The following is a 23715-nucleotide window of genomic DNA, read 5'->3' as shown; positions in this document are numbered from 1 at the left end:
CTCCCGGTTTTCCCTTGCCACTCCACCGCGCAGGCGTCACCATACCTGCCATACAGGCACCCGCATCTTTCGGAGATACCTTGGCGACCCAGGCCCTGCAGGACACACCCGCCTCTGACACGCTCACCGAACGCCCCGTGAGCTTTCCCGACAATCGCTTGCTGATCGACCTCTGCGGGGAGCATGACCGCTACCTCGCGCAGATCGAACAGACTCTTGGCATCCTGATCACCCGGCGCGGCAACGAGCTGGTCCTGCACGGGCCCGAGGTGTCGGTCCAGCGCGCCAGCGACGTGCTGCACGCGCTCTACCAGCGGCTGGAACAGGGCCGCACGGTCGAGCCGGGCGACGTGACCGGCGCGATCCGCATGGGCTCCACCCCCGAGGCGGACCCCGCCGGCCCGACGGACCAGCTGGAGATGTTCAGCGGCGACCACGTCGAAATCCGCACCCGCAAGAAGATCGTCGAGCCGCGCACACCCGCGCAAAAGGCCTACGTGCGCAACCTGTTCACGAATGAACTGGTCTTCGGCATCGGCCCGGCGGGGACCGGCAAGACCTACCTCGCCGTCGCGGCGGCGGTGTCGATGTTCCTTGACGGGCATGTGGACAAGATCGTCCTGTCCCGCCCCGCCGTCGAAGCGGGCGAGCGGCTCGGCTTCCTGCCCGGCGACATGAAGGAAAAGGTCGATCCCTACATGCAGCCGCTTTATGACGCGCTGAATGACTTCCTGCCCGGAAAGCAGGTGGCCAAGCTGATCGAGGAAAAGCAGATCGAGATCGCGCCCCTCGCCTTCATGCGCGGGCGCACGCTGTCCAACGCCTTTGTCGTGCTGGACGAGGCGCAGAACGCCACGACGATGCAGATGAAGATGTTCCTCACCCGCCTGGGCGAAGGGTCGCGCATGGCCATCACCGGGGATCGCACGCAGATCGACCTGCCCCGGGGCACCGCCTCGGGCCTGCTGGAGGCGGAGCGGATCCTGCAAGGGGTCAAGGGAATCGCGTTCTCGCGGTTCAAGGCGGTGGACGTGGTGCGCCACCCGCTGGTCGCGCGCATCATCGAGGCTTACGAGGCGGTGACCCCCTCGGATGACTGAGATCATAGACCTGGTGGTCGAAGACCCGCGCTGGGATGAAACCGGCCTTCAAAAGATTGCCGAACAGGCCGCCGAACTGGCGCTGGAGGCGGCGGGCATCGAAACGCGCGCCGTGGAAATCGGCCTGCTGGCCTGTGACGACGCCACCATCGCGACGCTCAACAGCCGATTCCGCGGCAAGTCCAGTGCGACAAATGTGCTGTCCTGGCCCGCGCTCGACCTGTTTCCGCAGCACCCCGGCGCGGCGCCGGATCGGCTGATTCCCGCCAGTCCGTTCGGCGCGACAAGTCTTGGCGACGTGGCAATTGCCTATGAAACCGTGACGAAGGAAGCACGCGAAAGGGGTATTCCTGTCGATTTGCACAGTCTTCATCTGATTTTACATGGCTGTTTACATCTTCTGGGATATGATCATGAGACGGAGTCCGATGCCGCCCTTATGGAAGGTATCGAAATTCGGGCTCTTGCTTCGGTAGGGGTGGCATCCCCATATGCCGAAAGCGAAGACAACGATTGAGTTAGGTTAGGCAAGGCGGCCAAAAGCCCCCTGCAGATATTGGAGCCATGGGCGACACAAACGACGGATCCTCTACGGCGGCGCGGGGCGCGCAGTCTTTTGAGGACGATACAAACAGCGAAGAACAGACACGCGAACCGGCAACGGGGGCGATGGGCTTCTTCAACCGCATCCTCGGCCTGGACACGGAAGACGGACCTGCCGAGCCGGAAACGGCGCAGGAACGCAAGAAGCGTGACGACATTCGCGCGGAACAGGCTGGCCATCAGGCAATGCTCATCAACCTGCGCAACATGCGCGATGTCAGGGTGGAGGACGTCGCGGTGCCGCGCGCCGATGTCGTCTCGGTCCCCGATACGTCCAGCATGGACGAGTTGGTCGCGGTCTTCCGCGAGAGCACCTACACCCGCCTGCCGGTCTATACCGATACGCTGGATTCGCCGGTCGGCTTCCTGCACTTGAAGGATTTCGCGCTCCGGTACGGCTTCAACGGCCGGTCGAAGGATTTCGACCTGTCTGTCATGTTGCGGCCGCTGCTTTATGTGCCGCCCTCCATGCCGATCGGGGTGCTGTTGCAGAAGATGCAGACAGAACGGATCCACATGGCGTTGGTGATCGATGAGTACGGCGGTGTCGACGGCCTGGTGACGATAGAGGACTTGGTCGAGCAGATCGTCGGCGATATCGCGGACGAGCATGACACCAAGGAAGCCGTGCCCTGGAAGGAAGAGGCGCCGGGCGTCTACCTGTGTTCCGCCCGCGCCCCCCTGGAGGATTTCGAGGAGGTTGCCGGCGTCGATCTTCTGGCGGACGAGCTGGACGAGGATGTTGAAACCCTTGGCGGGCTGGTCTTCATGCTCGCCGGTCGCGTGCCGTTGCGGGGGGAGGTCATACCCCATCCCCAAGGCCACGAATTCGAGGTGGTGGACGCCGACCCGCGCATGGTCAAACGTGTGCGCATCCGCTTGCGTGACGGTGTCAGTCTGGACCGGGCGGCAGAGTGACCCCATGACTCGATGACCCTGGTTCAGCGCGCCGAAAGCTGGTGCGCCGCACGCTCACGCCGCGCACGGGCATTTCTTGCGGTGCTGACCGGCCTGGCGATGGCGCTGGGCCAGGCGCCTATCGACTTTCCCTACCTCTGGGTCCTGGCGGTGCCGCTTTTGCTGTGGCTCTGGCGCAGCGCGCCGTCCGCGCGCAGCGCGGCGGCGCTCGGCTGGCTGGCGGGGGCCGGTTACTTCGGGCTGAGCCTGACCTGGATCGTGGAGCCGTTCTTCGTGGATGTCGCCCGCCACGGCTGGATGGCGCCCTTCGCGCTTCTGGGAATGGCGGGAGGGCTGGCCCTGTTCTGGGCGCTGGGGTTCTTCCTCGCGCGTCGCCTAGCGTCGGGGCGCGGCTGGTGGGACCCGCTGGTTATGGCCGCGGCACTGACGCTGGCCGAAGGGGCGCGCAGCTACGTGTTCACCGGGTTTCCCTGGGCCTTGCCCGCCTATGCATGGGTCGAAACGCCGGTCGTGCAAGCCGCTTCCCTTGTCGGGCCGCATGGGCTTGGCGCGGTGATGCTGGCGCTGATGGCGCTGCCGGGCCTGCTGCGCCCGGTGCCCGTGGTGCTGGCCGCGCTCGGAGTCGCCGCGCTTTGGGTGGGCGGAACGATGCGGCTTGCCACGCCGACTGAGACGGTGGCCGGGCCGGTCGTGCGGCTGGTCCAACCGAATGCAGCACAGCACCTGAAATGGGCGCCCGAGATGGTGCCCGTGTTCTTCGCGCGCCTCATGGATTCGACCGCGGCCCCCGCAGCCGGCGAAGCCCCCGATGTCGTGATCTGGCCCGAAACCGCGGTGCCGTTCCTGCTCGGCGAACGCCCCGGCCTGATGGAGCGTATCAGCACCGCCGCGGGGGGCGCGGTGCCCGTGGTGCTCGGGATCCGGCGGTTCGACCCGGATCAGGGCTGGTTCAACGCGTTGGCGGTCATCGGACCGGGGGGCGCGGTTCAGGCACATTATGACAAGCATCACCTGGTGCCCTTCGGGGAGTACATGCCCCTGTCGGGGATGTTGGACCGAATCGGCCTCGGGGAATTGGCGGACGGGCTGGTCGGTGGCTTCACGCCGGGGCCGGGGCCGCGGCTGATCTCCGTGCCCGGGCTGCCGGGGTTCCAGGCGCTGATCTGCTACGAGGCCGTTTTCCCGCATGAGATCCTGCGCGGCGCGAACCGCCCGGACTGGCTTGTCCAGATCACCAACGACGCATGGTTCGGCACCTGGAGCGGTCCGTATCAGCACCTTTCCCAGGCGCGGATGCGGGCGATCGAACAGGGGCTGCCGCTGGTGCGCGCGGCCAATACCGGGGTTTCGGCGGTCATCGATGCGCGCGGGCGCGTCGCCGCCAGCATCCCGCTTGGCGAGGAAGGGCACCTCGACGCGCGCGTGTCGGCGCCCTTGCCCCCGACGCCCTATGCGCGGGGCGGCGACCTGCCGGTCTTCGCGGTGCTCATGGCGTTGCTCGGTGGATGCTGGCTTGCAAGCAGGCGCGTTGCGCCCGGTCGCCGCGCCTGATAAAGCGCGCCGCCATGGGCAAACATCCTTCAAAGACATCCACACCCGGCGCCGGCGTTCCGGCGCGCGCGGACGGCGCGCCGTGGCGCAATTTCTACGGGCGGCGGCACGGCAAGACGCTGCGCAAGGGGCAGGTTGCGCATCTCAACGAGACGCTTCCCGAGTTGCAGCTCAGTGGCGTCGGTTGGGACGAGAATCCCGAGCGCAGGCCCATCGACCTGACGGCGGCCTTTGGGCGGGAAGCGCCGAGGATGCTCGAAATCGGCTTCGGCGGCGGGGAGCATCTGCGCGCCCTGTCCGCCCGCAGGCCGGAGGTGGACCTGATCGGGTGCGAGCCTTTCGTGAACGGCGTGGCGATGCTCCTGCCCCGTATTGCGGAGGATGGCGCGCGGAACGTGCGTCTGCACGCCGGGGATGCCCGGGATCTGCTGGACGTGCTGGAGCCCGACTGCCTGTCGCGGATCTACCTGTTGTACCCAGACCCCTGGCCGAAGAAGCGGCACCACCGCCGCCGGTTTGTCCAGCCGGACACGCTGGCCGAGTTCGCGCGGGTGCTGAAGCCGGGGGCCGAATTCAGGGTGGCAACGGATATTCCGGACTACGTGCGTCACACGCTTGACGCGATCGCCCGCGTGTCGCCGCTGTTCGAGTGGCTGGCGGAGGGCCCCCAGGACTGGCGCGCGCCCTGGCCGCACTGGCAGTCCACCCGTTACGAGGCAAAGGCGCTGCGCGAGGGGCGGGTGCCCCATTACCTGCGTTTCCGTCGCACCGCGACACCGGTCTGACCGACCAGGCGCCTCCGCTCCGGCCTTTTGCCCTTGGCACGCCAAGCGGGGGCCACACCTGAGGACTCGCACTTCGGTGAGTTCCGTATCGCCGCGAACCGTCAGAAGCTGGACCAGTCTTCTTCCTCGGCCACGGCCTGGTTCGGTTCACGCGCCACCGGGGCTTTCACAACGGCTTTAGGTGGGGCTTTGACCGTGGCTGAGGCTGTTTCCGTCGGCCGCGGCGGGGGCGCGGGGGCTGGTTTCGGCTCTGGCCTTACCGCCTTGACCGGGGCGTTTTCCGCCGGTTTGGCCGGGGCCTTCGGGCTCTCGCGGGCCGGATCTGCACCCTTTGGCGCTGGCTTTTCCGTCGCCGGTTCGCGCGCTTCCTCGGAATAGGCGCGGATATCTGCGCCCGGGGTAGCGGATGCGGCAGGTTTCGCCGTGGGCGGGGCGATGACGGATTGTTGCGCGCCGCCAAGCCGGAACCGGCTGATCGTCTGCTCCAATGTCTTCGTGTGCGACATCACTGCCTGCGCGTTGTCCCGGCTGCGATCGGCGAGGGACACGTTTTCCTGCGTTACCGTGTCCATATGTGCCACCGCCGCCGAGATGTCGGCGATGCCGCTGGCCTGCTCACGGCTGGCGCGGGTGATCTCGGACATGGTTTCGCTCGCGGCGGAGATGGACCCGGCGATGTCATTCAGCACTTCGCCCGCCCGGTTCACTTCCTGCACCCCGGATTTCACCTGGATGGCGCTTTTCTCCACGATGGCCGAGATATCCTTCGCGGCTTCGGATGTCTTGCGGGCGAGTTCGCGCACCTCCTCCGCAACGACGGAGAATCCGCGCCCGGCCTCGCCCGCGCGAGCGGCTTCGACGGCCGCGTTCAGCGCGAGCAGGTTGGTCTGGGACGCGATGGTGTCGATCACGGCGATGGTCTCGGCAATCTGCTGCGACCCTTGCGAGATGGTTTCCATGGCCGCCACGGCCCCGGCGACGACGGATTGGCCTTCCTCGGCCCGGCCGCGCGCCTTTTCTGCAAGGTCGGAAGCCTCTGTAGCGTTGCCGGCATTGGCTTTCACGTTCGCCGACATTTCCTCCATCGTGGCGGAGGTTTCCTCGAGCGATGCGGCCTGGCCCTCGGTCCGATCGGCCAGCGCGTGGGAGCCTTCGGCCATTTCCGCGGCGGTCTGGTTCAGCTGCCCGAGGGCGGTGCGCACCTGGCCGATCACGCTTCGCAGCGTGTCGATGGTGACATTGACGCCGTCCTGCAACCGGGCGATGGCGCCGCTGCGCTCCCCGTCCATGGTTTCGGTCAGATCGCCCCCGGCGATGGCCGCGAGGACATGTTCGATATCGGAGAAGGCGGCCCCGGTGTTTTCCATCAGGGCGTTGAGATCCCGTGACATGCCCGCGAGCGTCGGGTCGTCGAAAGCGGTGTCGATACGGACCGAGAAGTCGCCGGACGCCGCGGCGCTGGCAAGTCGGCCGAAGCTGCTGTTCAGCTCTACCATCATCGCCTGGCGCGCAGTGTCCGCCTGCTGGCGTTCCGCCGCCGCCTGGGCTTCCAGGCGCTGCGCTGCGCCCGCGGCATCGCGCAAGGCGGTGACAGATCTCGCCATGACCCCGAGTTCGTCCCCCCGCTCGAGGTAGGGAATGTCCGATTCGATATCCCCTTCCGCCAGGCTGTCGAGGCGGCTGCCAAGCGACAGGACCGGACGCGTCACCGACCCGACGATCCCCACCGCGATCAGAGCAACCACGGCGAGGATGACCAGCGTGGCCAGCGCGATCTGGACCAGGATGGAGTGCAGGAAGCCGAAAGCATCGGCGTAGGGGATTTCGCTGACCGCAATCCATCGCAGGCCGAGAAAATCGACGGGCATGGCTTTCAGCAGCACACGATCCCCGGACAGGCCGGCACGGTCCGCGATCGCGTCCGGATCATGCGCCACCGCCAGCGAATCAAGCGGCAGCGTGGTCGAGAATGTTTCGACCTCGCTGGTGGCCGAGAAATCGGAGAGCAGCGTGTTGGCGCTGTTCAGCACGTAGTTCGCGCCCGGCTTGCCCGATGTCAGCTGGTCGGCGGGAATTTCCAGCACCACGACGCCGCCGAGTTGGGTATCGCCGGTGAGCGGGTGCGAAACCTCGAAACTGCTGGCGGTATAGCCCTTCGCCAGCCCGTCCGCCGCGGCGTGGGGGGCAAAATCGACCGCAACCGGCACATCTGGCCCCGCGTCGAGCGCCTTGGCGAAGGCCCGCGCCAGGCCGCTGTCGCTGTAGGGGCCGGATAACAGGTTGGTGGCGAAATCATCGGCCTTGGCGACGGAGTAGACCACTGTGCCCTTGGCATCGATCAGGTAGATATCGCCGTAGCCCCGACCGTTGCGCAGGGTGCGGAAACCGGGGTGGAACACGCCGTGACGCCGCGCGTAGTCACTGCCGCCCTCGGGGTTGTCGAGCAGGTCGCGCTGGTCCGCCGGATTGGGATTGTTGGTGATGAAACTGTCCCGGACCGGGGTGCCGCCGGCGTTCCGCTCACGCATCAGGGCGTAGGACAGGCCTGAGATCAGCTCTTCGCGCCGTACCTGCTGGACGAGGTATCCGAGGTCGGTGCGCATCTCCTCCTCCAGCCGGGCGATGCTGTCGGCGAAGGCGCGTCCCTCGAAGGTCAGTCTTTGTCCGGTGTTGCGTTCGGTTCCGACATAGGCGCCGATCATGCCGACGGCCGAGACCAGCAACGCGGTCGCGGCGCAGAGCATGACGAAGAGTACCGTGACCCGGTGCTTGAGAGAGCGGGGCAGAACGCGCATGACGGAGTCCTTTCTGACAGCCAGTTCCCGCGTGAGCGGAATACCGTATGGCGCCTGACATAGCGTCGCGGGTTTAAGCGAGTCTTACCGCTGCGCCTTGTCTGCCGCCCCGGAACGGGGCTAAACGGGGCGGGGCGGAACCACCGGGGGTTGTAGATGACATTCACAGTTGCGATCGATGGTCCGGCAGCGGCGGGCAAGGGAACGATCGGGCGCGCGCTGGCGGCCGAGTTCGGCTTCGCGCATCTGGACACCGGATTGCTGTATCGCGCGGTCGGCGTGCTGACGATGAACCGCGCACGCGGCGTCATCGACCCGGTCTCGGCCGAGATGATCGCGACCCGGCTGACGGAAGAGGACCTGAAGCGCGACGATCTGCGCACCGCCGTCGCCTCGCGCGCGGCGTCGCGTGTCGCGGCCCTGTCCGCGGTGCGCGCGGCTCTGCTGGATTTTCAGCGCCGGTTCGCCCGGCGGCCCGGCGGTGCAGTGCTGGACGGGCGCGACATCGGCACCGTGATCTGCCCCGAGGCGGAGGTGAAGCTGTTCGTCACCGCCTCCGAAGAGGTGCGCGCCCGGCGCCGCTACGAGGAATTGTTGCACAGCCGCCCGGAAACGCGGCTCGATGCCGTTCTGAACGACCTCAGAATCCGCGATGCGCGCGATGCCGGGCGGCAGGACGCGCCGCTCAGCCAGGCGGAGGACGCGGTGCTTCTGGACACGACGGAGATGTCGATAGACGACGCCGTCGACAAGGCGCGCGCGCTGGTGCGCGCGAAACTCGGCTGAGCGGTGCGCACACGCGCCGCGGGGCAGGGGCGGGATCGCCGGCCGATCGCGCCTTCGCCCTTGCCCGAGCGTCCGGGATAGGCTACAGAGCGGTCGTCGCCGAGGCCACGGCGCGATAAAAAGAATTCAGGGCAGGGTCGGGATTGAATTGTCCGGCCCTTTTCTGTTTGTCGCACATGCAATGGCCCCATGACCCATTTTACGAAAGACCTGCGGAGCCAACCGCACGGCCAGAAAACAGTATGTAAGGAAACCGAAACTACATGTCTGCAAACGCATCGATGGAGGACTTCGAAGCCCTCCTGAACGAAAGCTTCGAGTTGAAGACCCCCGACGAGGGTTCCGTCGTCAAAGGCACCGTCCTGGCTGTTGAAGCCGGACAAGCCATCATCGACATCGGCTACAAGATGGAAGGCCGTGTCGACCTCAAGGAATTCGCTAAACCCGGCCACGACCCCGAGATCGAGATCGGCGACACCGTCGAAGTCTATCTTGAGCGGGTCGAGAACGCCCGTGGCGAAGCCGTCATCAGCCGTGACAAGGCCCGCCGCGAGGAAGCCTGGGACCGCCTGGAAAAAGCGGCCGAGAACGAAGAGCGTGTCGCAGGCGCGATCTTCGGCCGCGTCAAGGGTGGCTTCACCGTGGACCTGGGCGGCGCTGTTGCGTTCCTGCCCGGCTCTCAGGTTGATGTGCGCCCCGTGCGTGACGCCTCTGCGCTGATGCACATCGAGCAGCCCTTCCAGATCCTGAAAATGGACCGTCGCCGCGGCAACATCGTTGTTTCCCGTCGCGCCATCCTGGAAGAAAGCCGTGCCGAGCAGCGCGCCGAGATCGTCGCGAAGCTGCAGGAAGGCGACACCGTGGACGGTGTGGTCAAGAACATCACCGAGTACGGCGCCTTCGTCGACCTGGGCGGTGTGGACGGCCTGTTGCACGTCACCGACATGGCCTGGCGCCGCGTCAACCATCCCTCGGAGATCCTGGCAATCGGCGAGACCGTGAAGGTCCAGGTCGTCAAGATCAACAAGGAAACCCAGCGCATCAGCCTCGGCATGAAGCAGCTGCAGGAAGATCCGTGGGAGAACGTGGAAGCCCGCTATCCGCTGGACAGCGTCCACACGGGCCGCGTGACCAACATCACCGACTACGGCGCATTCGTCGAGCTGGAGCCGGGCGTCGAAGGCCTGGTTCACGTTTCGGAAATGAGCTGGACCAAGAAGAACGTCCATCCGGGCAAGATCGTCTCCACCTCGCAGGAAGTGGAAGTGATGGTGCTGGAGATCGACACCCAGAAGCGCCGCGTTTCGCTGGGCCTGAAGCAGACCCAGGGCAACCCGTGGGACAACTTCGCCGCCGCCTTCCCGGTCGGCACCGAGGTCGAGGGCGAGGTCAAGAACATCACCGAATTCGGTCTGTTCGTTGGCCTCGAAGGCGACATCGACGGCATGGTTCACCTGTCCGACCTGGACTGGAACCGTTCCGGCGAAGATGCGATCCAGGACTACCAGAAGGGCGATGTGGTCAAGGCCGTCGTCACCGATGTGGACGTCGAGAAAGAGCGTATCTCGCTGTCGATCAAGGCGCTTGAGGGCGATCCGTTCGCGGATGCCGTCGCTGGCGTCAAGCGTGGCGCTGTCGTCACCGTGGTCGTCACCAAGATCGAAGATGGCGGCATCGAAGTCGAATACGACGGCATGAAGTCCTTCATCCGCCGTTCCGACCTCAGCCGTGATCGCGCCGAACAGCGCCCCGAGCGGTTCAGCGTCGGCGACAAGATCGATGCCCGCGTGACCAACATCGACTCCAAGACCCGCCGTCTGGGCCTGTCGATCAAGGCGCGCGAAATCGCCGAGGAGAAGGAAGCCGTCGAGCAGTACGGTTCCTCCGCCAGCGGTGCATCGCTCGGTGACATCCTCGGAGCTGCCCTGAACAAGGGTCAGGACGACGACTGAGGTGGATCCGATCACCCGAGACTTCTACGAGGAGCGGCGCCGTAAGTGGCGCCGCTCTGCGTTCTGGCGCGGCTTCGCTGTCGCCATCGGCATTCTGGTGCTGGTCGGCGTCGCCGGCTACTTCATGGAGCGCCAGCCGACGGGGCCGCATATCGCGCGGATCACCCTGAACGACATTATTTATACCGATCCTTGGCGCGACGACGTGATCGACCAGATCGCCGAAAGCGAAGGCGCCGCGGCGCTGATCGTGCATCTCGACAGTCCGGGCGGCACCGTCGTAGGCTCGGAAGCCTTGCTGGATGCCCTGCGGCGGGTGTCCGCGGACAAGCCCGTCGTTGCGGTGATGGACGGCGTCGCGGCGTCGGGCGCCTACATGGCCGCGCTGGCGGCGGACCGGATCATCGCGCGGGGCAACACGATCACCGGCTCGGTCGGGGTCATCTTCGAATACCTGACCTTCGCGGACCTGATGGAGCGGGTTGGCGTGGACGTGGAAACCATCCGTTCCTCCGACTTGAAGGCGGCGGCCAGCCAGTTCCGTAACCTCAGCCGGGAAGGGCGGGCGGCGGAGCAGGCGATCGTCGACGAGACCTACGCCTGGTTCCGGGACCTCGTGGGCGAGGCGCGGGGGCTGAGCGGCCCGGCGCTGGACAGCGCGACCGACGGGCGCACCTTTACCGGGCGCATGGCCCTCGAAAACGGCCTCGTCGATCAGATCGGCGACGAAAGAACCGCGGTCGCATGGCTCGAATCACTCGACGGTTTCCCCGCCGGGCTGCCCGTCAGATCATGGGAGCTGCCCGTCGAGGAGGACTCCGCATTCGGTTTTCTCGGGCAGTTGACCGGTTTCAGCACCGATTTTCGGCAAATCGGGGGGCCTCAGGGCCCACGCCTTATGTCTATCCTGAAATAAAGACTGCATTTTTCGCAAAGTCTGCGCTAACTTGCAGGCCCAGATGAGAGGTACGTCACGCTTCAGCGCGCGGCGAGGAGGTTCACGGTCAATGATCAAATCGGAACTCATTCAAAAAATCGCAGACGAAAACCCCCATCTCTATCAACGTGATGTGGAGCGGATTGTCGGAACCATCTTCGATGAGATCATCGAGGCCATGGCCCGCGGCAACCGCGTCGAACTGCGCGGCTTCGGGGCCTTTTCGGTCAAGAAGCGGGACGCTAGAGTGGGTCGCAATCCGCGCACCGGCGAATCCGTGCCGGTGGACGAAAAATTCGTGCCGTTCTTCAAGACCGGCAAACTGCTGCGCGATCGGCTGAACGGCAACGACTGAGCCGCGCGCGCTCTGCAAAGGAAATGCGCCCAGTGCTTCGACTGATCAAACTGCTCTTCCTCGCGGTCCTGATGATCGCGATCATCGTCCTCGCGCTCGCCAATCGCGAGATGGTGACGCTGAATGTCCTGCCCGAGGGGATCAAGAACGTCCTGCCGCTTTCCGTCGACGTGCCGATGTTCGCCGTGATCCTCGTCTCGATCCTCGTCGGCCTGTTGATCGGGTACATCCTGGAATGGCTGCGTGAGCACAAGCACCGCCGCCTTGCCGCCCAGAAGAACCGCGAAGCCGCCAAGCTGAAGGGCGAGGTGGAGACGCTGAAGAAGAAGCACATGTCCCCCGAGGACGAGGTGCTGGCCATTCTCGACAATTCGCCCGGACGTGCCTGATCCGATCAAGCCACGGGTCAAGATCTGCGGCCTGATGACGCCTGCGGACCTGGCCGCGGCCGTCTCGGGCGGAGCGGCCTATGTCGGATTCGTGTGCTTCCCGCCGTCACCGCGCAACGTCTCGGTCGAGGCCGCCGCCGCGCTGGCGGCACAGGTGCCGCCGGGCGTGTGCAAGGTCGTGCTGACGGTCGACCCAGACGATGCGTCGCTGGATGCGATCACCGCATCGGTGCCCGTCGACATGATCCAGCTTCACGGCAAGGAAAGCCCCGCGCGGGTGCGCGAGGTTCGCGCGCGCACCGGCCTGCCCGTGATGAAGGCAGTCGGCATCGCGGATCGCGGCGATCTTGCGCAGGTACAGACCTATGGCGCCGTGGCGGACCAGTTGCTGGTCGACGCCAAGCCGCCCCGGGACGCGGTGATTCCCGGTGGCAACGGGCTGGCGTTCGACTGGACGTTGCTGTCGGGCCTGCGCTTTCCGGTGCCCTGGATGCTGGCCGGCGGTCTGACCGCCGAAAACGTTGCCGAGGCGCTTCGCCTGACCGGAGCGCGGCAGGTCGATGTTTCCTCCGGGGTGGAGCGGGCGAAGGGCGTCAAGGACCCTGAGTTGATCGCGGGCTTCCTGAGGGCTGCGATGGCGGGGCAAGCGCCCAGGCTCTAGGCGTTCCGGTCCATTTGGGCCGTTCCGCGGGTGGCCGGCGTGGGAGCGAGGGGCCAGCCCCTCGCGCTCCCCGGGATATTTGCGGACTTTGGAGGGGTGCGCGAGATTCCTTTGCGCCACCTCTCGACCTGTCTGGCGGGACGGGATATGCGTTGCTCCAGCCAACAGGGGAGAGACCGATGACCTCGGACATGCTGAATTCCTATCGCACCGGCCCGGACGAGCGTGGGCGGTTCGGTGATTTCGGGGGACGTTTCGTGTCGGAGACGCTTATGCCCCTGATCCTGGAGCTGGAAGCCTGTTACGACCATGCCAAGACGGATCCCGGCTTCTGGGCGGAGATGGACTACCTCTGGAAGCATTACGTCGGGCGGCCGAGCCCCCTGTATCACGCGGAGCGGCTGAGCGAGCGCCTGGGTGGGGCGAAGATCTATCTCAAGCGGGATGAGCTGAACCATACCGGGGCGCACAAGATCAACAACGTGCTGGGCCAGATCCTGCTGGCGCGGCGCATGGGCAAGACCCGGATCATCGCGGAGACGGGGGCAGGCCAGCACGGTGTGGCCACGGCGACGGTCTGCGCGCGTTTCGGTTTGAAGTGCATCGTCTTCATGGGCGCGACGGATGTTGAGCGCCAGGCCCCCAACGTGTTCCGCATGAAGCTGCTGGGCGCCGAGGTGGTGCCGGTGACCGCCGGGCGCGCGACGCTGAAGGATGCGATGAACGAGGCGTTGCGCGACTGGGTGACCAATGTCGCGGACACCTTCTATTGCATCGGCACGGTCGCGGGGCCGCATCCCTATCCGGCGATGGTGCGGGATTTCCAGTCGATCATCGGCAAGGAAACGCGTGAGCAGATCCAGGAAGCCGAGGGGCGTCTGCCCGACAGCCTGGTGGCCTGTATCGGCGGCGGTTCGAACGCCATGGGGCTGTTCCACCCGTTCCTCGACGACACCTCGGTGCGGATCATCGGGGTCGAGGCCGGCGGCCATGGCGTTGACGAGCGGATGGAACATGCCGCGTCCCTGACCGGCGGGCGGCCCGGTGTTCTGCATGGCAACCGGACCTACCTGTTGCAGGACGACGACGGGCAGATCCTTGAGGGGCATTCGATCAGTGCCGGGCTCGACTATCCCGGCATCGGGCCGGAGCATTCCTGGCTGCATGATGTGGGCCGGGTCGAGTATGTCTCCGTCACCGACAAGGAGGCGCTGGAGGCGTTCAAGCTGAGTTGCGAAACCGAGGGAATCATCCCCGCGCTCGAGCCGAGCCACGCGCTGGCGCATGTGGCGAAGATCGCGCCGGGCTTGCCGAAGGATCACCTGATGGTGATGAACATGTGCGGCCGGGGCGACAAGGACATCTTTACCGTCGCCGAGGCGCTGGGCGTCGAAATCTGACGCCACCGGCAGGTAGGATCGAGCGTACCGGCCCTGTCGACAGGGCCGACGCGCGGCCGATTTCACTGGACGAGCGCCCCTGAAAGGCGCAATAGGCGCGCTGAAGCGGGCCGGCGTGGCCCCCGTGGCCCCGGCTCAGAAAAGGAACATACCATGGCAGATTTTCAAGTAGGCGACATTGTCGTCCTTTCCGCAGGCTCGATGCGCATGGCGGTCGAGAGCATCGAAGGCGATGCCGTGAACACCGTCTGGTGCCATGAGGGCGTCATCGGTCGTGACAGCTTTCCGGCGATCCTGCTGCGCAAGTGGGAACAGCGCGAGGATACCCGCAGCGGCGGCGGCGATCGCGGCGGCTTCCGCGGCGGCAAACCTCCGCATGGGGATCGTGACGACAAGCCGCGCGGCAAGCCCGGCTGGGACGGCAAGCCGCGCGAGAAGAAGTTCTTCCGCAAGGATTGACCGCCCCGCGCCCCCGAAACCGGTGGCGGCCCCTATCGAAGCCTTGAAATACGGCCCTAAACGAGAGTTTAGGGCCGTATTTCTTTCGTTTGGCGACATTCCTTTAAGCTTCAGGCCAATATCCTGCGTGCCGTTCCCGTGGTCGTAGGGGGATGCCGCCGGGCAACCCTTGCCCGCGGCCAGCAAAATGAAAGGACCTGAACCATGACCTTCAAAACACTCGCCGTAGCCGGCCTGCTTCTGTCGACCACGAGTCTGTCGGCGGAAACGCTCAGCCTTGACGGGTTGATCGAGCGCCTGTCGGAGCAGGGCTTCACCGAGGTTGAAATCGAGCGCGGCAACGGTGGCGTCAAGATCGAGGCCAAGAAGGGTGACCTTGAGCGCACGCTGGTTTATAGCGCGGACGGCGCGCTTCTGTCGGATACCGTCGAGCGGGATGATGACGACGACGACGATGACGACGATGATGACGACGATGATGACGACGATGATGATGACGATGATGATGACGATGATGACGACGACGATGATGACGATGATGACGATGACGACGACGATGATGACGACGACGATGACTGAGTACGTCTGAACCTGTCGGGGCGGGCGGTGTGCGAACGCCGCCCGGCCTGGCCCAGGAGGTTTGAATGAGTAGTCCCTTGCAACGATGCCTTACCCTGGTGTGGCTGCGCCGGTGCCTTGCCGCGCTTCTGGTTTGCCTTGCCGTCGGCCTGCTCTCGGCGTCGGATGTCAGGGCCCAGACTGACAGTGCCTTGCCCCAGGTGATCTCGCAGCTTGAGGCGCAGGGCTTCGAAGTCCGGAAGGTGGAGCGTACCTGGCTCGGGCGGACACGGGTCCTGTCGCAATCGGACACGCACCGGCGGGAACTGGTCTATGTACCCTCCACCGGAGAGGTCTTGCGGGACCTCTGGACAGAACTTGGCCGGAGCGAGCGCAACGGCGATCGGCGGGAGTCCGACCGGAATGACCGGGGCCCGGGCAGTCACGGCGACGACGACGACGATGATGACGACGACGATGATGACGACGACGATGATGATGATGACGATGGTGACGACGATGACGATGACGACGACGATTGAGCCATCCGTCATGCGCGCCCGGCTGCCCTGATGCGGCAGCGTGGGGGTGTCCGGATCGTCGCACTTTGGGCGCTGGTGCCGCTCCAACTGGCGTGCATGGGGTTCTTCGTCTGGGAAATCGGCGCCGATGTCCTCGGGTTTCGCAGCGAGCCGATTTCCTGGGCGATGCGCGAGTTGATCGAGATCGGCGCCGCGCTTGGTCTAGTCATCGGCTTCGCGATCGGCCTGCTGACCCTCGTGGTCACCCTACGGCACAATCACCGGATGGAGGGGCAGTTGCGCGCCGCCTCGGGCGCGTTCGCCGAGCTGCTGGAGGAACGCTTCCAGACCTGGGGCCTGACCCCGGCGGAACGGGACGTCGCCTGGTTCACCCTGAAGGGCTTCTCCAACGCCGAGATCGCGCGCCTGCGCGAAACCAGCGAGGGCACCGTCAAGGCGCAGGGCAATGCCATCTACCGCAAGGCGGGCGTCAGCGGGCGCACCCAGCTTCTGAGCCTGTTCATCGAGGATATGCTGGAGCGGCGGCCCGGAACGGAAGTTGCCGAGCCGCCCGCGCCGGTGGGCGAGGCGTCGCCGCTCAGTTGAACTTGTCCATGAGGCGCTGCAACGCGCTTCTTGTGTCCGGCTCTGGCGGCTGGTCCTGCTTGGCAGGCACCTGCGGGGCGGGCGGCTTCGGCTTCGGGGGCGCGCGCGGTTCCGGCGGACGGGACTGGGCGACCTGTGACATGAACTTGTCCTCGGTCCCTTTCGCCAGCAGGGGGGCGGCCTTGCCGATACCCTGCAACAGGGGGGCCAGCCAGTCCTGGTCGGCCTTGGCGAAATCGCCGAGGACATGGGGCGTCACCAGCCGCTTGTCGCCGGGGTGGCCAATGCCGAGGCGCACGCGCAGGTACGTGGGCCCGATGTGCTGGTGCATCGAGCGCAAGCCGTTGTGCCCCGCGTGGCCGCCGCCGCGCTTGACGCGCAGCTTGCCGGGCGCAAGGTCCAGCTCGTCGTGGAAGACGATGACATCCTCGGGCGTCAGCTTGTAGAAGCGCATCGCTTCGCCCACGGACTGGCCGGACAGGTTCATGAAGGTTTCCGGCTTCAGCAGCAGTACTTTTTCGCTGCCCAGCCGTCCCTCTGCCAGTTGTCCCTGGAACTTGCCGCGCCAGGGGCCGATGCCGTTCGCCTCGGCGATGGCGTCCAGCGCCATGAAGCCGATGTTGTGCCGGTTATGGGTGTATTTCGCCCCCGGGTTGCCAAGCCCCACGATCAGTTTCATCGCCCGTTTCCCTGCTCTTCAAACGAAAACGCGCCGCCCGGGTGGGCAGCGCGTCGGTGGTAGCATGTCATGCCGGAAGAGGGAATTACGCCTCTGCGGTCTCGGCGCCTTCGGCGGAAGCTTCGGCTTCATCACCTTCGTCCTCGTCGTCCTGGGCCTTCAGGCCGGACGGTGCGGAGACGCTGGCGATCACGAAGTCGCGGTCGGTGATCATCGGACGCGTGCCCTTGGGCAGAACGATGTCCGAGATCGTCAGCGCATCGCCGATGTTCATGTTGGACACGTCCGCGGTCAGCGACTCGGGGATGTCCCCGGCGGTCACCTTCAGCTCGACTTCCGGGCGCAGCAGGGTCAGAACGCCGCCGCGCTTCAGGCCGGGGCTTTCTTCCTCACCCACGACATCCACCGGGATGTAGAGGTTGATGCGGCTCTTGCGGCTCAGGCGCAGGAAGTCGACATGGGTGGGCAGATCCTTGACCACGTCACGCTGGACGCCGCGGCAGATCACGCGCTGCTCTACACCATCGATCTTGATGGTCAGAAGGGTGGACAGGAACTTGCCCGCCTTCAGGTTCTTCAGCAGCTCGTTGAACTTGACGTTGATCGCGACAGGGTCTTCGCCCCCGCCATAGATCACTCCGGGCACGAGGCCCTCACGACGTGCAGAGCGGGCGGCCCCCTTGCCTGTCCCCGCGCGCGCCGTGGCGTTGAGAACGATTGTCTCTTTAGCCATTGGCTTATCTCCTGGTTGTACGGATCGCGGGGTCCTCCAAGGGTGGGTCTCCCGCGACGATGCGTCGTAATAGTTGATGTGCCGGGATTTGCAAGGGCGTTGTTTCGGTTCCTCTCCGGGCCTAGGCTCGGGCCAGACCGATCCGGAGGACAGGATGCTGAAAACCGTCGCCTGCACGCTTTCCATGGCATGTCTCGCCGCGCCGGCGCTGGGGCTGAGTTGCCTGCCGCCGAACATGGGGGAGTCCTACAACCGGGCCGCCGCCGCGGATGATGTGTATCTGCTTGTCGAGGGGCGGTTCAGCACCGACGCGCCGCTGCCGGCGGCAACGCCGCCCGAGCCGAAGGGCGGCGCAGGCGTCCCCCCGGACCGGACCGGGGCGGAGGCGGTGCTGGCGTTTTCCGGACGGCACCTCGGGATCGATCGGGATGGCGACCTGGAGGCCGAGGTCAGCGTGTCCGTCAACTGCCTGGCCGTCTGGTGCGGCAGTTTCCCGCCGCTGGACACACGGGTGCTGGCCTTTGTCGAGCGCACCCCGGAGGGGGACTTGCGCCTGGCGGTGGATGCCTGCCCGGGCCAGGTCTTAGCGGCGCCGACGGATCGCCAGATCAACGTGCTGCGCGCCTGCATGGCCAACGGGGCCTGTGGGTCGGCAGAGCTGGAGGCCCTGGCCGGGGGCTGAGGCCATGCCGCGATGATTTGCCCGCGGGGGCGATGATTCCCGGGTCCGGGCGAAAAAGGCGCATTGCGCCCGCGACCCCCGATGGTATCAGTTGGTAAGAAGAAGATACCAATTTCACCATCAAGCGCCCGAGGGGTCCAATCATGCCCGTGATCACCACGATCGAAGATCTACGCCAGCTTGCCGAACGCCGCGTCCCCCGCGTGTTCTATGATTATGCGGACAGCGGCAGCTGGACCGAGCAGACCTACCGCGAGAATACCTCCATCTTCGAGAAGATCCGCCTGCGCCAGCGCGTGGCGGTGAACATGGAAGGACGCTCGACCAGAAGCACGATGGTGGGCGAGGACGTGGCGATGCCCGTCGCCCTCGCCCCGACCGGGCTGACAGGGATGCAGCACGCCGACGGTGAGATCCTGGCCGCCCAGGCGGCGGAGGCATTCGGCGTGCCCTTCACGCTGTCGACGATGGCGATCTGCTCGATCGAGGACGTGGCGGCGGCGACAAAGAAGCCGTTCTGGTTCCAGCTCTACGTGATGCGGGACCGGGACTTCGCGGCGAACCTGATCGACCGCGCCAAGGCAGCGGGATGCTCGGCGCTGGTGCTGACGCTGGACCTGCAGGTGATCGGGCAGCGGCACAAGGACATCAAGAACGGGCTTGGCGCGCCGCCCAAGCTGACGCCGGCCAATATCGTCAACATCGCGATGAAACCGCGGTGGTGCTTCAACATGCTTCAGACCCATCGCCGGACCTTCCGCAACATCGTCGGCCACGCGAAGGGCGTGGACGACATGGGCACGCTGGCCGACTGGACGCACGCGCAGTTCGACCAGTCGCTGACCTGGGACGACATCGACTGGATCCGCGAGCGCTGGGGCGGGACCTTCATCATCAAGGGGATCCTCGACGCCGAGGATGCGCGGATCGCGGCGGACAAGGGCGCGGATGCGATCATCGTGTCCAACCACGGCGGGCGGCAGCTGGACGGGGCGCTCAGCTCGCTCACCGTGTTGCCGGAGATCGTCGCGGCGGTCGGCGACCGGGTGGAGGTGCATTTCGACGGCGGGATACGCTCGGGCCAGGATGTGCTGAAGGCGGTCGCGATGGGGGCGAAGGGGACCTATATCGGGCGCGCCTTCCTCTATGGCCTTGGCGCGATGGGCAAGTCCGGGGTGACGGCGGCGCTGGAGGTGATCCACAAGGAGTTGGACACAACCATGGCGTTGTGCGGGCGGACCGATATCAAGGACATGGACATGTCGAACCTGATTTTCCCGCACCAGATCCCGCAGCCGCTGGGCCCGGGGGCATGGGGCGAAACCATCGCCCCGGCGGCCGGCAAGGCGGCGGAGTAGCGCTCCCGCCCCGCCGGTGCCATCGCTGGCGCGATGGCACCGGCGCGTTGGGCCGGGCCGCAGCTGCGCTGCGGGGGGCTTTTCGGGGCAGGGGTTTGTGCCCGGGGCGGCATTGGATGCCTCCGGCGGGAGTATTTGTGGAGAAAAGTGGGTGCGGGTCGGCAAGGGCGCTTTATTGCGCCGTGCCGGGGTCAGCGGGTGTGGGTGGCGTCGGCGAGGGTCTTGACGAAGGCGAGCACCTCGGCGGGCGGTTTGCCGGCGGCGAGTTCCGCGACGATTGCCGAGCCGACGACCGCGCCGTCGGCGACGCGGGCGATGTTCCCGGCGGCCTCAGGTGTGGTGATGCCGAAGCCGACGCAGACCGGCAGGTTGGTGGCGGTCCTGATCCGGGCGACCTCGGGTGCGACGGAGGCCGCGTTGGCGGCGGCGGCGCCGGTGATGCCGGTGATCGAGACGTAGTAGATGAAGCCTGAGGTGTTCTGCGCGACCTTCGGCAGGCGTTTGTCATCGGTCGTCGGGGTGGCGAGGCGGATGAAGTTCAGCCCGGCTGCCTGGGCGGGCAGGCAGAGTTCGTCATCCTCTTCGGGGGGCAGGTCGACGACGATCAGGCCGTCGATGCCTGCTTCCTTCGCCGCCGCGACGAAACGGTCCACGCCCATGGAGTAGATCGGGTTGTAATAGCCCATGAGCACGATCGGGGTCGTCGTGTCCTGCTCACGGAAGTTGCGCGCCATTTCCAGCGTGCGCCCAAGCGTCATGCCTGCCTCGAGCGCGCGGGAGGCGGCGAGCTGGATCGCGGGGCCGTCGGCCATGGGATCGGTGAAGGGCACGCCGAGTTCGATGATGTCGACACCCGCCGCGGGCAGGCCGCGCATCACCTCCATCGAGGTTTCGAAGGACGGGTCGCCTGCCATGATGTAGGAAACGAATGCGGCCCGGTCCTCGCCCCGGAGGCGCTGGAAGGTGTCGTCGATTCTCGTCATGTGCTCGGGCCCCTGTCCTTCTTCTGATATGGCTTTTGCGCCAGCGCGGCGCGGAAATCAATGGGCCGTGGGGCGCATGGGCCGCTGCCGCCCCTTGACCATGGCGCGTCGCGACGCCTACATGCCGCTCGACGCGCCGCTAGGAGGGCATCATGGGTTTCAAGACTGGTATCGTGGGCTTGCCGAACGTCGGCAAATCGACGCTCTTCAACGCGCTGACGCGGACCGCGGCGGCGCAGGCGGCAAACTTTCCGTTTTGCACCATCGAGCCGAACGTCGGCGAGGTGTCGGTGCCTGATCCGCGGCTGGACCAATTGGCGGAGATCGGCAAGTCGGCCAAGACCATCCCGACGCGCATGACCTTTGTCGACATCGCCGGGCTGGTCAAGGGCGCGAGCCAGGGCGAAGGGCTGGGCAACCAGTTCCTCGCCAACATCCGCGAGTGTGACGCGATCGCCCACGTCCTGCGCTGTTTCGAGGATGACGACGTCACCCATGTGTCCGGCCGGGTGGACCCGGTCGAAGACGCCGAGGTGATCGAGACGGAGCTGATGCTGGCCGACCTGGAAAGCATCGAGCGCCGGTTGCAGAACCTGACCCGCAAGGTGAAGGGCGGCGACAAGGAGGCGGTCGAAGCAGTCAGCCTGCTGGAGCGCGCCCGCGCCGCGATCGAGTCGGGTCAACCCGCCCGTACTGTCGAGGTGGATCCCGAGCAGGCGAAAGCCTGGGCGCAGCTGCAATTGCTGAGCGCCAAGCCGGTCCTTTACGTGTGCAACGTGGAGGAGGAGAGCGCGGCCACCGGAAACGCCCTTTCGCGCCGCGTGGCGGAGAAGGCGGCGGCTGAGGGCGCTGCCTCTGTCGTGATCTCGGCCGCGATCGAGGAGGAGATCAGCCAGCTCGACACCGAGGAGCGGCGCGAGTTCCTGAAGGAGCTGGGGCTCGAGGAAGCCGGGCTCGACCGGGTCATCGCCGCGGGCTACGACCTGCTCGGGCTGATCACCTATTTCACCGTCGGCCCGAAAGAGGCGCGCGCCTGGACGGTGCCGAAGGGCTCCACCGCGCCCAAGGCCGCCGGGGCGATCCATGGCGATTTCGAGCGCGGCTTCATCCGCGCCGAGACCATCGCCTTCGACGACTTCGTGCAGCAGGGCGGCGAACAGGCCGCGCGCGAGGCGGGCAAACTCAGGGCGGAAGGCAAGAGCTACATCGTGAAGGATGGCGATGTGCTGCACTTCCTGTTCAACACCTGAAGCAAGTTCACGAACATTAGCGAACCTTTAACGATAAGTTATCCGCACGTTTAATACCGTCCTAGCTATCTGTTAGGACGGCATTCAGCCGCGTTGGCGATGATCCACACCAAGGGAAAGCGCATTGGGTAATGCGCCAGAGGTGTGGGGTAACACACGATGGCTGGTCTGTTTCAGACCGGGTTCGTCGTCACGGACAGTGGCGCGAATCCGATCGATGGCGTGTCGGATGTCCTGATCCGAGAGATCAACGGCCGTATCTACATGGTCGTCGGGTCCGAGGCGCTTGGGGCGATCTCGGTCTATGATGTCACCGATCCGGGCAGCATCGCGCTGACCGGGCGGGTCGAATACTCCGCCCAGAGCGGGACCGCGACGCTGAGCGACCTGGTCCTGACGCCGGACGGGCAGATCCTGGCGCTGGGCCGGTACGACGACAACTACGCGCTTTATGACATAAGCCCCGGGGGCGCGATCAGCCTGAGCGAAAGCTATTTCGACGCGACGCTCGCCTATACCGGCGGCCTCGTGGGGGAGGCGGCCTCGGTCAACGGGGAGACGTTGATCTATACGGCGAACTTCAACCAGACGGGGTTCGAGGTCTATACGCTCGGGAATTCCGGCGCGTTGACGCCCTTCGCCTCGGTCGAGGATACCGGCTGGCGGCGGCTGGAGGATGTGAGCGCGTTGCACCACGCAACGCTGCATGGCCAGGATGCGCTGTTCGTCGCATCTGCCTTTGACAGCGGGATCCACATCTACACCTTCTCGGCCAGCGGTTCGGCGCGCCAGGCCGAGCGTATCCTGCCGGAACATATCGGGGGCTTCGCGCGGGTGACCGCGATGGACAGCATCCAGGTGAACGAACGCGGGTTCATGATCGTCGGCGCGTCGCAGTCCGACTCGATCTCGGTCATCCGTATCAGCCAGAACAACGTCGCCAAGCTGGTCGACCATCGCATCGACACCAAGGCGTTGCGCTTCGAGGGGTTGCAGGACCTGGAGGCGTTCAGCATCGGGGATCGCAGCTTCGTGGTCGCCGCGGGGGCGGACGACGGGGTTTCGCTGTTCGAGCTGAACTACCGGGGCCGCCTGATGCACATCGACACCATCGCCGACGATTTCGATACGACGCTGCGCAACATATCCTCGCTCGACGTGCGGGTGGAGGGGGAGACGGCTTATATCTATGTCGGATCGGCCTCCGAGCATGGCGTGACCGAACTTGTCATCGACCTGTCCCGCAGCGGGGTCGACCTGCGCGGCGCGGCGGCGCCGGAGGTCCTGCGCGGGACCAACGGTGACGACATCATCTGGGGGATGGGCCGGTCCGACCAGATTTCCGGCCTGGCGGGGGACGATATCCTGGTGGATGGCCGCGGCCGGGATACGCTGACCGGCGGGCGCGGAAAGGACGTGTTCAAGTTCATCGACGATGGCCGCTCGGACTTCATCACCGACTTCAACCCGCGGCACGACAAGATCGACCTGACGGATTTCGACTTCGTCAATCACATCGACGACCTGACCATCGGCGCGCGCGAACGCGGCGCCGCGATCATCGTCGGGGACGAGGTGATCCGCCTCTACAACCCCGCTGGCGGCCCTTATAACATGGACCTGTTTACCGAGGACAATTTCATCTTCGGGTGAG

Annotated in this window: 24 protein-coding genes; 20 read left to right on the top strand and 4 right to left on the bottom strand. The window is 65.8% G+C overall.

Going from position 1 to position 23715, the window contains the following annotated elements:
- Positions 1 to 80: 80 nt before the first annotated feature.
- From DJ029_RS00250 to trmB, 5 genes are read left to right on the top strand one after another with little or no spacing between them, the layout of a single operon-like run.
- Entirely contained in the window at positions 81 to 1100 is a 1020-nt protein-coding gene (locus DJ029_RS00250) for a PhoH family protein (RefSeq protein ID WP_112320325.1), read from the top strand.
- The gene (ybeY, locus tag DJ029_RS00245) at positions 1093 to 1617 is read left to right on the top strand and encodes an rRNA maturation RNase YbeY (protein ID WP_112320324.1); all 525 of its coding nucleotides are present in this window, start codon (positions 1093 to 1095) and stop codon (positions 1615 to 1617) included. The genes DJ029_RS00250 and ybeY overlap by 8 nt, the downstream gene beginning before the upstream one ends.
- Before the next feature lie 47 nt (positions 1618 to 1664).
- Positions 1665 to 2621 carry a hemolysin family protein gene (locus tag DJ029_RS00240; RefSeq protein WP_112320323.1) on the top strand — a complete coding sequence of 319 codons (957 nt, stop codon included), beginning with the start codon at positions 1665 to 1667 and terminating at the stop codon, positions 2619 to 2621.
- 12 nt (positions 2622 to 2633) lie between these two features.
- Entirely contained in the window at positions 2634 to 4172 is a 1539-nt protein-coding gene (gene lnt / locus DJ029_RS00235) for an apolipoprotein N-acyltransferase (protein ID WP_112320322.1), read from the top strand.
- A 14-nt stretch (positions 4173 to 4186) separates the two neighbouring features.
- Complete coding sequence (gene trmB / locus DJ029_RS00230; RefSeq protein WP_112321279.1) at positions 4187 to 4957, top strand: tRNA (guanosine(46)-N7)-methyltransferase TrmB; 771 nt, start codon at positions 4187 to 4189, stop codon at positions 4955 to 4957.
- A gap of 101 nt (positions 4958 to 5058) precedes the next feature.
- Here the strand turns inward: trmB and DJ029_RS00225 are convergent, their stop codons facing one another.
- Entirely contained in the window at positions 5059 to 7752 is a 2694-nt protein-coding gene (locus DJ029_RS00225; protein ID WP_112320321.1) for a methyl-accepting chemotaxis protein, read from the bottom strand.
- Between the two features lie 156 nt (positions 7753 to 7908).
- On the opposite strand from DJ029_RS00225, the gene cmk reads away from it, so the two are divergent.
- The 11 genes from cmk to DJ029_RS00175 all read left to right on the top strand — a co-directional run bounded on the left by cmk (position 7909) and on the right by DJ029_RS00175 (position 16376).
- Positions 7909 to 8538 carry a (d)CMP kinase gene (gene cmk, locus DJ029_RS00220; protein WP_112320320.1) on the top strand — a complete coding sequence of 210 codons (630 nt, stop codon included), beginning with the start codon at positions 7909 to 7911 and terminating at the stop codon, positions 8536 to 8538.
- Positions 8539 to 8801: 263 nt separating this feature from the next.
- Positions 8802 to 10490 carry a 30S ribosomal protein S1 gene (gene rpsA / locus DJ029_RS00215; protein ID WP_112320319.1) on the top strand — a complete coding sequence of 563 codons (1689 nt, stop codon included), beginning with the start codon at positions 8802 to 8804 and terminating at the stop codon, positions 10488 to 10490.
- A gap of 1 nt (position 10491) precedes the next feature.
- Positions 10492 to 11406, top strand: coding sequence for a signal peptide peptidase SppA (gene sppA, locus DJ029_RS00210; protein WP_112320318.1), 915 nt, complete (start codon positions 10492 to 10494; stop codon positions 11404 to 11406).
- Positions 11407 to 11497: 91 nt separating this feature from the next.
- On the top strand, positions 11498 to 11782 hold the full coding sequence (ihfB, locus tag DJ029_RS00205) for an integration host factor subunit beta (RefSeq protein ID WP_112320317.1): 285 nt from the start codon (positions 11498 to 11500) through the stop codon (positions 11780 to 11782).
- A gap of 32 nt (positions 11783 to 11814) precedes the next feature.
- On the top strand, positions 11815 to 12171 hold the full coding sequence (locus DJ029_RS00200; RefSeq protein WP_112320316.1) for a lipopolysaccharide assembly protein LapA domain-containing protein: 357 nt from the start codon (positions 11815 to 11817) through the stop codon (positions 12169 to 12171).
- A complete protein-coding gene (locus DJ029_RS00195) occupies positions 12164 to 12832 on the top strand; it encodes a phosphoribosylanthranilate isomerase (RefSeq protein ID WP_258165072.1) in 669 nt (222 codons plus the stop codon). The genes DJ029_RS00200 and DJ029_RS00195 overlap by 8 nt, the downstream gene beginning before the upstream one ends.
- Before the next feature lie 179 nt (positions 12833 to 13011).
- The gene (gene trpB, locus DJ029_RS00190) at positions 13012 to 14232 is read left to right on the top strand and encodes a tryptophan synthase subunit beta (protein WP_112320315.1); all 1221 of its coding nucleotides are present in this window, start codon (positions 13012 to 13014) and stop codon (positions 14230 to 14232) included.
- A 153-nt stretch (positions 14233 to 14385) separates the two neighbouring features.
- Complete coding sequence (locus DJ029_RS00185; protein ID WP_112320314.1) at positions 14386 to 14691, top strand: hypothetical protein; 306 nt, start codon at positions 14386 to 14388, stop codon at positions 14689 to 14691.
- A 204-nt stretch (positions 14692 to 14895) separates the two neighbouring features.
- Positions 14896 to 15270, top strand: a complete 375-nt coding sequence (locus DJ029_RS21895; RefSeq protein ID WP_112320313.1) for a hypothetical protein — start codon at positions 14896 to 14898, stop codon at positions 15268 to 15270.
- Positions 15271 to 15335: 65 nt separating this feature from the next.
- Positions 15336 to 15791, top strand: a complete 456-nt coding sequence (locus DJ029_RS21890; protein WP_232822921.1) for a hypothetical protein — start codon at positions 15336 to 15338, stop codon at positions 15789 to 15791.
- Between the two features lie 30 nt (positions 15792 to 15821).
- Positions 15822 to 16376: a helix-turn-helix transcriptional regulator gene (locus DJ029_RS00175; protein ID WP_112320312.1), complete on the top strand. Its 555-nt coding sequence runs from the start codon at positions 15822 to 15824 to the stop codon at positions 16374 to 16376.
- Here DJ029_RS00175 and pth read toward each other — a convergent pair.
- The gene (pth, locus tag DJ029_RS00170) at positions 16369 to 17055 is read right to left on the bottom strand and encodes an aminoacyl-tRNA hydrolase (RefSeq protein WP_112320311.1); all 687 of its coding nucleotides are present in this window, start codon (positions 17053 to 17055) and stop codon (positions 16369 to 16371) included. The two genes, DJ029_RS00175 and pth, sit on opposite strands and share 8 nt — an antisense overlap.
- 85 nt (positions 17056 to 17140) lie before the next feature.
- On the bottom strand, positions 17141 to 17788 hold the full coding sequence (locus tag DJ029_RS00165) for a 50S ribosomal protein L25/general stress protein Ctc (protein ID WP_112320310.1): 648 nt from the start codon (positions 17786 to 17788) through the stop codon (positions 17141 to 17143).
- A 154-nt stretch (positions 17789 to 17942) separates the two neighbouring features.
- Between DJ029_RS00165 and DJ029_RS00160 the strand changes: the two genes are divergently transcribed.
- Together DJ029_RS00160 and DJ029_RS00155 are read left to right on the top strand one after the other, a co-directional pair.
- Positions 17943 to 18470 (top strand): hypothetical protein, encoded by a 528-nt coding sequence (locus DJ029_RS00160; protein ID WP_112320309.1) that lies wholly within the window; start codon positions 17943 to 17945, stop codon positions 18468 to 18470.
- Positions 18471 to 18613: 143 nt separating this feature from the next.
- Positions 18614 to 19828: an alpha-hydroxy acid oxidase gene (locus DJ029_RS00155; protein ID WP_112320308.1), complete on the top strand. Its 1215-nt coding sequence runs from the start codon at positions 18614 to 18616 to the stop codon at positions 19826 to 19828.
- 191 nt (positions 19829 to 20019) lie between these two features.
- Here the strand turns inward: DJ029_RS00155 and trpA are convergent, their stop codons facing one another.
- Positions 20020 to 20811 (bottom strand): tryptophan synthase subunit alpha, encoded by a 792-nt coding sequence (gene trpA / locus DJ029_RS00150; RefSeq protein WP_112320307.1) that lies wholly within the window; start codon positions 20809 to 20811, stop codon positions 20020 to 20022.
- 152 nt (positions 20812 to 20963) lie between these two features.
- On the opposite strand from trpA, the gene ychF reads away from it, so the two are divergent.
- Both ychF and DJ029_RS00140 read left to right on the top strand, forming a co-directional pair.
- Positions 20964 to 22061: a redox-regulated ATPase YchF gene (gene ychF / locus DJ029_RS00145; protein ID WP_112320306.1), complete on the top strand. Its 1098-nt coding sequence runs from the start codon at positions 20964 to 20966 to the stop codon at positions 22059 to 22061.
- A 159-nt stretch (positions 22062 to 22220) separates the two neighbouring features.
- Positions 22221 to 23714 (top strand): calcium-binding protein, encoded by a 1494-nt coding sequence (locus DJ029_RS00140; RefSeq protein WP_112320305.1) that lies wholly within the window; start codon positions 22221 to 22223, stop codon positions 23712 to 23714.
- Position 23715: the final 1 nt, after the last annotated feature.

This window comes from Oceanibium sediminis, from assembly GCF_003265325.1.
Lineage (GTDB): Bacteria > Pseudomonadota > Alphaproteobacteria > Rhodobacterales > Rhodobacteraceae > Halovulum > Halovulum sediminis.
The sequence above is the reverse complement of the archived record's forward strand: the minus strand, read 5'-3'. Positions and strand labels throughout refer to the sequence as shown.